The sequence below is a fragment of the Mycobacterium sp. ABE4_509 genome, assembly GCF_056160785.1.
Window position 1 is genome coordinate 1 of sequence record NZ_JBSWXU010000350.1, and the last position, 440, is coordinate 440.

A 440-nucleotide genomic window follows, 5' to 3' on the forward strand; every position below is an offset into this window, starting at 1 on the left:
GCCACGGCTCGGGCTCGGTGGGCACCCGCAGCCCGCCGGCCTGCCAGTCGACGGCCGTGGTCAGCTCGCACACCCCCGCGGTGGGCGGCAGCACCCGGTGCTGGAGCGCCAGTACCGCTTTGATGAGCCCGACCACGCCGGCGCCGCCCTCCAGGTGACCGGTGTTGGGTTTCACCGAGCCGACGGGGCACGGGTCGGCGGCCCGGCCGGCGCCGTACACCGCGGCCAGCGCGGCCAGCTCGACCGGATCCCCGGTCGGGGTCCCGGTGCCGTGGGCTTCGATGAAGCCGATGCTGGACGGGGACACCCCGGAGGTCCGGCAGGCCAGCCGGAAGAGATCCTGCTGGGCGTCGCCGTTCGGCGACATGATTCCGACGGTGCGCCCGTCCTGGGCGACCGCGCCGCCGCGCACCACGGCGAGCACCCGGTCGCCGTCGCGC

At 76.4% G+C, this 440-nt stretch carries 1 protein-coding gene; it reads right to left on the reverse strand.

Annotated elements, in window-relative coordinates:
- Nucleotides 1–440 (reverse strand): beta-ketoacyl [acyl carrier protein] synthase domain-containing protein (locus tag ACXAID_RS28430; protein ID WP_475025477.1); only part of this gene is annotated, 440 nt, incomplete at both ends.